The 10,057-nt window shown below is 45.8% G+C and carries 3 protein-coding genes and 2 pseudogenes; 2 read left to right on the forward strand and 3 right to left on the reverse strand.

The genetic code is table 11. The annotated features are described in order from the left end of the window. Nucleotide 1 precedes the first annotated feature (1 nt). Nucleotides 2–3,097, forward strand: a complete 3,096-nt coding sequence (locus MJ770_RS12290; RefSeq protein ID WP_239254771.1) for an efflux RND transporter permease subunit — start codon at nt 2–4, stop codon at nt 3,095–3,097. 14 nt (nt 3,098–3,111) lie between these two features. On the opposite strand, the pseudogene MJ770_RS12295 reads toward MJ770_RS12290, so the two are convergent. Beyond that, nucleotides 3,112–3,928 (reverse strand): annotated as a pseudogene (locus MJ770_RS12295) (IS630 family transposase); the annotation flags it as partial. Between the two features lie 8 nt (nt 3,929–3,936). Here MJ770_RS12295 and MJ770_RS12300 point away from each other — a divergent pair. Then, nucleotides 3,937–4,074, forward strand: a pseudogene (locus MJ770_RS12300) (IS481 family transposase); the annotation flags it as partial. A gap of 288 nt (nt 4,075–4,362) precedes the next feature. Here the strand turns inward: MJ770_RS12300 and MJ770_RS12305 are convergent. Together MJ770_RS12305 and MJ770_RS12310 are read right to left on the reverse strand one after the other, a co-directional pair. Continuing rightward, entirely contained in the window at nt 4,363–8,235 is a 3,873-nt protein-coding gene (locus MJ770_RS12305) for a translocation/assembly module TamB domain-containing protein (RefSeq protein ID WP_239254776.1), read from the reverse strand. Further along, the coding region (locus MJ770_RS12310; protein WP_320412233.1) for an autotransporter assembly complex protein TamA at nt 8,232–10,057 on the reverse strand (1,826 nt) is incomplete at its 5' end. The genes MJ770_RS12310 and MJ770_RS12305, both read right to left, overlap by 4 nt.

Consider the following 10,057-nt stretch of genomic DNA (forward strand, 5'->3'; position numbering starts at 1 on the left):
TATGCTGGAATCCCTGATTCAGGCAGCGCTTAGGCAGCGTTTGGTGCTTGTCGTGGTGGCAGTTTGCTTGGTGGCATTAGGACTGGACGCGGCACAGAAGCTATCCGTGGATGCTTTTCCAGATGTGACCAATGTACAGGTGCAGATTGCCACTGAAGCATTTGGCCGCTCACCTGAGGAAGTCGAACGCTTTGTTACCGTGCCGTTGGAAATGGCCATGACCGGTCTGCCGGGATTGGAGGAGATGCGTTCACTGAATAAACCGGGGCTATCGCTGATTACTCTGGTGTTTACCGATGTTACCGATGTGTATTTCGCGCGTCAGCTGGTAATGGAGCGTCTGATCGAAGTAGGCGGGCGTATGCCTCTGGGTGTGACACCATTACTAGGCCCACTGTCTACAGGACTGGGTGAGGTTTATCAATACATTCTGGAGAAACCGGGCGACGGCGAGCGAGTGCTCAGTCAAGAAGAGCTGACCAAACGCCGCATTGCCCAGGACTGGGTAGTGCGACCACTGCTGCGTGGTATTCCTGGCGTGGCGGAGATCAATTCTCAGGGTGGCTACGTCAAACAGTATCAGGCGTTGGTAAATCCTGATCGCATGAGGCATTACAAGGTGACACTGCAGGAAGTGTATCAGGCTCTAGCCCGCAACAATGCCAACTCTGGCGGCGGCGTGTTGCCCCATTATTCTGAGCAATACTTGATTCGTGGCATAGGCCTGATCAAAACCTTGGACGATATCCGCATGATCGTGCTCAAAGAGCAGGGTGGAGTGCCGGTATTTATGCGTGATGTGGCTGAAGTTACCATCGGTCATGAAGTGCGATATGGCGCGCTGCTTAAGAATGGCATCACCGAGTCGGTGGGCGGAATTGTGATGATGAGCCGCGCTGGCAACGCCAAAGAGGTTGTTCACCGGATCAAGCAAAGGGTCGCAGAAATAAACGACCAGGGAATGCTCCCCGACGGCCTCAAAGTTGTTCCATACTACGACCGAAGTGAGCTGGTGGATGCTGCTTTGCTAACTGTGATGAAGGTGTTGCTTGAAGGTGTGGTTTTAGTGATCATCGTGCTGTTTCTGTTCCTCGGCGATGTGCGTTCGTCTCTGATTGTAGTTTCTTCCCTGCTTTTGACACCGCTGATCACTTTCATGGTAATGAATTATTATGGCCTGTCTGCCAATTTAATGTCCTTAGGCGGCCTCGCAATTGCCACCGGTTTGATTGTGGACGGTTCGGTGGTGGTTGTAGAAAATACTTTTCAGCGTCTAGCAGAATGCAAAAATATTAGCCGAACGCAGGTCGTTCTTGATGCGGCATCAGAGGTTGCTACACCAGTTATTTTTGGTATTTCTATCATTATTTTGGTTTTTCTGCCACTGATGACACTGGAAGGCATGGAAGGCAAAATGTTCGCTCCACTCGCATACACCATTGCTATCGCCCTGTTCGTATCCCTGATTCTGGCGCTCACTCTGACCCCGGTTCTGTGCTCATACCTGTTGGTAGGAAAAAATGAGCACGATACCCGCTTGGTTGCCTTTTTGAAGAAGCCTTATCTGCGGATGCTGGATTGGACGTTATCCAATGGAAGAAAGACCATTATTGTATCGGGTGGGGCGTTAGTTGGAGCATTGCTGCTGCTACCTTTGCTCGGTACGGCGTTCATTCCCGAGATGAAGGAAGGTTCAATCGTGCCCGCCATAAATCGCGTGCCCAATATCTCGCTGGAAGAATCCATCAAGGTAGAAATGGAGGCGATGCGTATGGTGATGGAGGTGCCCGGTGTAAAGTCCGCTTTTTCTAGCATTGGCCGTGGAGAGAGTCCCGCTGATCCGCAAAGCCAGAATGAATCGACCCCGATAGTCAGTCTCAAACCTCGTAACGAGTGGCCAAAAGGATGGACACAGGACGATATTGCCGACGCCATCCGGGACAAGCTAAAAACTTTGCCCGGGGTGCAAGTCGTGATGGCCCAGCCGATTTCAGACCGGGTTGACGAAATGGTCACAGGGGTGCGCTCCGATGTGGCGATCAAGTTGTTCGGTGACGACTTGGGTTTGCTCAAGCTAAAGGCTGATGCAATCGCCAAGGTGGCATCTTCTATCACGGGAGCGCAGGATATTCGCGTGGAACGGGTTACCGGTCAGCAGTATTTGTCTATTAATATCGATCGTCAAGCCATCGCTCGACACGGCCTTAATGTAGCTGACATAAACGATGTGATCGAAACGGCGATAGGCGGCAGATTGACCACCGAAATATTTGAAGGTGAACGCCGTTTTAGCGCTGTGGTGCGCTTGCCAGAGAGGTTCCGCAACAGCCTGAAGGATATCCATGCTCTGCGCGTCATCTCACCCAACGGCGCCAATGTGGCTCTGGAAGACTTGGCCATCATCAGTGTGCTGGATGGGCCGGCACAGATTAGCCGGGAGAAAGCAAAGCGTCGTATCGTAATAGGGGTGAACGTGAAGGGGCGTGACTTAGGTAGTTTCGTTTCCGAACTGCAATCGGCGGTAGATGCAAAAGTCAAGCTCCCAGAGGGTTATTACCTGGAATGGGGTGGTCAATTCCAGAATATGGAGCGGGCGATGGGCCACTTGATGGTCATCGTTCCTGTGACCATTGCTGCAATTTTCTTCCTGCTGTTCCTGTTATTTGGTTCATTGCGCTATGCCTCGCTTATCATCATGGTGCTGCCTTTTGCTTCAATGGGCGGCGTGGTGTCCCTGTTTTTATCAGGCGAGTATTTATCAGTGCCAGCCTCAGTGGGTTTCATCGCCCTGTGGGGGATCGCAGTGCTAAATGGTGTAGTTCTAGTATCTTATATCCGCACCTTGCGGGAAAAAGGCGTGTCTCAGTCGGAAGCCGTAATTCAAGGTTGCCGGCAGCGCTTCCGGCCAGTGCTGATGACTGCTACAGTAGCGATGTTGGGACTTATACCCATGTTGTTCGCTACAGGGCCAGGATCAGAAGTGCAACGACCCCTTGCCATCGTGGTAATCGGCGGCTTGGTGACTTCCACCTTGCTCACGTTGGTGGTGCTACCCACGTTGTACAAATGGTTTGAGAAAAAAACTGTAGAAGCATAGTTAAAAAGAAGGCTCTAGTGTAGTGCGCCATTCTGTTTGAAACTTAATCGACTATTGGCACGAATGACTTTTTGTAAGTTGTCACGCGCACTGGCAGTCCAGATAAACGGCTTGGGCTTGCTATTGTGATGTGCGACATACTCTCAGTTGCTGTAATTAACTAAGGCACGCTGCGGAATGCTCCGCGACGAAGGCGGTTTTCCGAGATGTCACGGAAGAATCTTTCCACCATATTCAGCCACGATGCCGAAGTGGGCGTGAAGTGCATGTGGAAGCGCGGCAAATAATGTAGTGGTGCCATTTCGCTTGTAGTCATGTGCCATCGTTGCTGCACGCCCCTTCTTCAAAGGTAGCCCGGGCTGTGTGCGGTCGAGTGCCTGAACCTGGCTTTTCTCGTCGCAGCAAAGCACCAATGCATGTTCGGGTGGACTCAAATACCAACCCACCACATACTCTAGTTTTTCGACGAACTTCGGATTACGCTAAACCTTGAAAGTCTCAATCAAATGTGGCTTCAACCCTTTGCGCCCGCCATATACTACGCATGGTCGTGGCATTCACATCAGCTGTTATAGCCATCGTGCGCGTGGCTTGGTCGGGCAAGGTTTGCGTGCTTAAGCGAACCAGCACTTGCGTATCAACCGTGGGCTTGCGCCCACCGCGCGGCAAGTCCTGTTTGATTCCAGCCAAACCGTCTCGGGCGTATCGTTCGCGCTACCGTCTTGCTTAAATACTCCAAACATCCAACTCTTCGGCAATCTGCGTGATGTCGTAACCGGACGACGCCAACAAAACAATCTTGGCACACCGTGCCAATCTCACACTCGTTGTGTTCGCTTGACGTGGAAAACTGGCTGCTGGACTACAACAACGGCCGTACCCATCAAGGCAAAATGTGTTGCGGGCGTACACCGATGCAAACTTTAATTGACGGAAAGGAGGCGTGGCACGATAAAATTACTACATTGAATAGCTGAATCTGAACTGACAGTCACTTTGATCAAATCGGGAACTGTCGGATGATGTCGCGATTACTACAGTTTATAGATTGAGGTTTGTTACATCCAAAACTGCTAACAATTGCATCCAATGGCCCGTAAAAAGTGTCATTATTATGATTCAGTATTGTGGAGCGAGACATGAAATTCGATAACATATCAATTTTATATTTATCAAGTGACTCGACCCGTTAAATATTCTTGATCTTTTCTTTAATATTTGGAGACATATTTATCACTTCAGTTTCCCGGAATAATATTCGTATATCAATCAAATTGAAATACATAAAACACATCAACCGCGCTATCTAATCCGGCTTGAGTGACAACGTTAATTTTTGGTGTGAGATTGTAAGTGAGTTTGGTAATGCCAATGTTTGCGGTAGAGAGGCCACGTTCATAGCTAAGATAAGCACGCGAAGAAATGCGCTTGCCAACGGTGCCAATTTGGTTGGTGAGTGGGTTAGTATCATTACTGCTACTGTCTTGTCTGAAGGATATTTCATCAACGCCTAATGCCCGGCTTAACTGTTGCGTGAATCCTTCACCTGATGGTTGTCCGCCGAGGATGGATTCAGCCGCAGTTAGTAGCAGTGTTGAGTCGACATTACCTGAATTGAGTGCGCGCCCAAATACAATCCAAGAGAGCTTTTCTGCATCCGATACGTTGGGTGTAGAGACCAAGTTAATGGTGGGACGTCGCACTGAACCTGAAATTTCAACGCCTGCTTCAATATCGAGCCCTTTACGCATCGCACGGATATTTAATCCGGGATCATCCAAAGGGCCATTAAAGTTCACTATACCGCGCTCAACAGTTAATTGCTGCCCATAAGCCAAGTATTTTGCATTGTCAGTCGCTATGCTACCTGTCGCGGTTAGCTTGTTTTTGTCGTTGGTTTTTAGATGTAATGCACCTGTAAGTTGCCCCTCAAGTCCTGCCGCACGTAGATAAAATTGCTTACCAAGATCAATGGTCGAATCTAAATTGATGTTGAACTTTTGTGTGGTTTGTGTTGATTGCCCGCTTATAACAATGTCATCCGCTAACTGTGGTCGGTTATTCGGTGGTTGTATAAGAAAACCAGCATCTGCAGTAATGTTGCTGTTTAATGTCAATGTTTTGTCACTGAATTTGGCTTGACCATTCCCGGAAGCAATAATCCAATGTTGTGATTTTAGCGCTAAAGGGAGATGGTCGAGTTCAATATTTAAATGACTTTCATTGCCAACTAAACCAATCGTGCCGGATATATCAAGGTTGCCAGGTTTCTTTGGGATCTTTATTTTTGCCAGTAAGCTATCACGGGGATTGGGTATGAAAGGTGATGTGAAGTTAAATGAATTTATGCGCAGTACAGTGCGGTCAAAGTTGGCGTTCAGTTCGCCTTGCTGTAGATACATTCCTTGATCTAATAATGCAAAGGTTAAATCTGTTCCTTGAACTGTGCCTGAGAACAGAGGGTTCTCTAACGTGCCGCGTAGTTTTGCTTGTAAATCGAGCTTGCCGCCGCTTTTTATATTGTCACTGAGCAATGCTCCAATGCGGGAAATGTCATCCATTTCGATGGCGATCTGACCTTCAAGCGCCGCGTCAGGTAAGATGGTCCAACCCGTGTCTGATAACGTGAGTGGCAATGAAATGTTGGCGCGGCTTGTGCCAATGTGTTCGCCTTTAGCTATTAATTCACCTGTCAGGATGCCGTTATTTGCATGGCTGTTGATTTGTAGTTGTTCCAAGCCCAATGGAAATGGGAGTTCTCCGGGTAGAATCCAGTCGCCTTTTTCACGTGTAATTTGTAAACTGCCGGTCAATTGCTTGGCCGCTTTCACATCCCATTCGCCGCCAAGCTCTAGCGTTCCTTGAATTTCTTCAGTATCGCTACCATGGCGTAATGCAATCCTGGTGAATTGACCCTGGGTATGCCATTGATCAGGCGTCCATTCGGTGGCATTCAACCGTATTTCACCGTTACCAATTGTTAACTGAGTGGCGTCTAGTGAAGCGTGATTGGTACTGATCTCGAGATGTGCCGCAGCTTGTAAATTTAGGGGTAGGGTACCGCTTGAAGACAATTCAGTTAACTTACCAGCCCAATAATATGTGGGTTTTATTTTATCGGTTTGTAATAATCCACCGGTTGCTTGTAAAGTTACTTTATTTTCGTCATTAAGTTGTAGCATGGTTTTAATCTGATGATCAGATTGCTGACCAGTAATGGTGACGTTTAATTGTTGCGCAAGTGTTTTATCGGATTTACGGTAGTCCTTCGCCTGAAAATTAAGATTAACGGCAGTGTTTTGCAGATTCCCTTGCGCAGTTATATGGCTGAGATAATGTTCGCCAGGTAAGGAAAGTTTATCGCCTGTGAGATCAAACTGTAATGCAGGTGATGTTAAAGAATTTCCAAAATTAGCTTGTAAATTGAGTGCGCCACCGATTCCAAAACCTATTTGATCCAGCACGGGCGCCGTTATGTCTAATTGCATACGGTCATCTGGAGCACCGACTTCGCCATGCGCACGAAGATGATTGGAACCAATGGAAAATTCAACAGCCGCTTTGGCCCGGCTCGTGTTGTAGAATTCAATATTGCCATGGCCTGCTACTGGATGCTTTGCGAATTGGCTTTTTTCAAATTTAAAACTTAATGTACCAGCTGGATGTGGACTGAGATTGCCAGCTAGGGTTAGCTGCGCATTGAGATCAGATTCAGCTGTTTGGATAAAGTCTGCGAGATTGAAATGCGCTAGCTGGCCGTTAAAATTAAACCGTTGTGGATCACCAAGGCCAAATTCACCATCTCCGGTCAGTCTGGATTTGTTGCGACTTAGCTTGATTTTTTTTAAATGGATGGTTGCTGCGGCATGTGTTAATTGCGCATTTAGATTGAGTGTTTTGTCTTTAAGGGCGATGAGGCCATGTTGTTTTTCCGTATTCCCACTCAGCTTGATATGCCCATTGAGCCGTGCGGCTTGCAAACGCGTATCTAACGCAAGTGGGTTAAGTTGCTTAATGTCTAAATTGGCTGAACCGGAAGAAAGTTTAGTGTTCCACAAAAAATCACCTGAAACTATCCCTTTGTCTAAAAAATGAAGCAAAAGATTGTCAAATTGTAGTGAATCCTGATTTATTTTAAGACGTGTTTTAATATCATGTACCGGCAAGCCTCCTTGATCGAAAGCCTTTACTAATTTATTTTTAATCAGTAAATCACCAGCTAATTGCGACTGCTGGTTTTTTTTCAGGTTAATAGATAGCAATAAATCTGCTTTGGGTGTTTCGGGTGAAAATAGTTGGGGGTCAAACCCATCTATAGATAAATGCAATGCGCCAACCGGAAATGCTGCAAAGGGCTGTATTAATATCTCCCCGTCACCATTAAGAGCATTGCCTGCTGCCGTTATGGATAAATTTAGTTGAGATAAATTTCCATTAATAGTTGCGTTGATACGGGTATCTGATAATGAGGTTGCTGCAATTTCAGTTAAGCCGACAAGCTTAGCCTGAGCGGTTAGGTTAAAGGGTTTATTTCCTGCCAGAATAGCTGAAGCTTGGAGTGATCCAAATTCTGAATCGAGACTTAAATGGGGCAGGTGATGTTGCTGCCCATCACTTTCGAGCGCTGCTTTTAACTTTAATATAGTGAAATCAGCTTTCTTTGTAACATTGGAGAATAAACTTAAAGAATCTATTTCAATATTTTGTATTGAAATAGATAATGGTAAATTCATGTGCTCAGGTAATGTTGATGGATCTGAAGAGGGTGGCGTGAATATTTCGACTTCACGCGCAGATAATTGCTTGACAGTAAGTTTCTTTGAGAAAAGTTCGTACGGTTGCCAGTTAAATGCAAACTCGGTAAGTTTGAATTGCTTATCTTTACTGGTGATATGAATTGATTGAATTTTCATAGTGCTGAACGTGCCACTTACACCTGAAAATTTATAATCCCCTAAGCTGATGGATGAGGCCGTTGCAAGCAGCCATTGCAAGCCAGGTGTGGTTGTTAATACCCAAGTGCCGAAGGTTGCGCAAAATAACGTCGTAATAAGCGAAGTAGTAGCGATCCAGCGCAGTACTCTGCGTTTCTTTTTTATAGTGACTGGACTTGTGGTTATTTTTTTTACCAAAATCAAAATGCCACGGCTATAGAAAAATGAAGTCGTAATACGCCTGTTTCATGTCCTCGAGCTAAATCCAGCCCCAATGGGCCAGCCGGACTGCGCCAGCGCACCCCCGCGCCATATCCAACTGAAGGATTGAATTTTTGCCAATTATCCGCAGCACTACCAATATCGGTAAATATCGCACCACCCCATTTGTTAGGCAGCCAGTGAGTGTATTCTATGGTGCCGGTTGCCATTGTTCGGCCACCCACGATGGCCGTACCTTCACGGACGCCTAAACTCATAAAATCATAGCCACGCACCGAATGAATTCCACCTGCCCGGAATAAATATTCCTGTGGGATACCAAAACGTGTGTTAGCCGCAGTAAAACCTGCTTCGCCACGTATGAATAGAACATCGCGCTTAGCAATAGGCCACCAGAATTGTTGGCGCGCATATGTGCGTAAAAAACTTTGGTCAGACAAAATTTGTTGATTGGCACCACCAATGCGTATTTCTGAAATGCTACCTTTTCGAACATTGAGTGGATTGTCGACATTATTTTTGCGCCACTGCCAATCTATGACGAGTGCTTCGTTATTTTCCCTGATACCACCAGAAGGGAGCCTTTTTTCTCTTTGCCAGCTTATACCTAGTTGACGTAGAGTGGTTTTGGTTACATAGCCTCTTGTCAAATTGATACTTTGGTTGATCGTTTCCAGATCTTTAATGTCTGTTCGTTGTAAGCGTGAATCTAAAGAGTATTGGATGTTGTTTTGATTTGGCAAGGTGTCAACACCCACAAAAAAAGTTTGCCGCTTTTGTTCTAGACGCAATGTTGAGTTGAGTTTTAATGTGCGATCAAGAAAATTATAATTTTGAAAGCTGATCTCGCCACGTCCACCGTTGTTAGAGCTGTAACCCGCGCCTAGTGATATTTTTTTTGATTTTTTTTCACTCAATTGAACGAGAATAGGGACAGCTTTGTGCAATGATCTGTCAGGTTTAATACTCACAGAAACAGAACTAAAATTGGGCAATTTTTGTAGCGAATCTTGAAATTCAAAAAGTAATTCCCTGCGATATGGGTCGCCGGGTTTAATGGATGAAAAATTTTCAATTTTTGTATCTTGATATCGCTCCAGACCAGTAACGATTAATTCCCCAAAGTAAAAGGCAGGTCCCGAATCAACAACGACGATAAGTTGGGCACTTTTATTGACTGGGTCTACAATAGCTTGGCTATCTGTAATCTCTGCTGCAGCATAATCTTTATGCTTAATTTCTGATAATAACTTGGCTTTAGCTTCTTCCCAATCGTGGGAACGAAAAGGCTTGCCTGTTTTTAATGGCCATGATTTACGTAACTGAGTAATTCGTTTTTGTTGTGCTGTTGTATTGGCCGTTAGTTCGCCCTTGAACTCTATTGTTATTTCGCTGACGTGTGTGCGTGGCCCAGGTTTAACAATAAGTTCTAGGTCTTCAGATAATTTACGGCTTAGCGCTACTGTGGGCGAAAAATAACCCTCTGTAGCTAATAATTCACTGATCTCACGTTTAGCTCGGCGTAAAAAAACATGTCGTGACGTTTCATCAACGAGTGGTGCATCGGGTAGTTCAAAATGTTCGCGGAGCAAGGCATTGATCGAATTTGGTGCTGAAAGTGTGACATTGGATGATTTATTTTTTTTTAATAACGGTTGCGTTAATTCTTTCAGGAATGATTGTGCTGATGCTGGCTGATTAATGAACGTAATAATAGCCAAGAAGAATAGTATAGAGTAGCGACCAAAAACATAATGATTAGGAAATTTTGTCACAGGTTTCTGTTTATGACTTAATGTTAAGT

Origin of the sequence: Candidatus Nitrotoga sp. M5 (genome assembly GCF_927904885.1) — a bacterium.
Classification (GTDB): domain Bacteria; phylum Pseudomonadota; class Gammaproteobacteria; order Burkholderiales; family Gallionellaceae; genus Nitrotoga.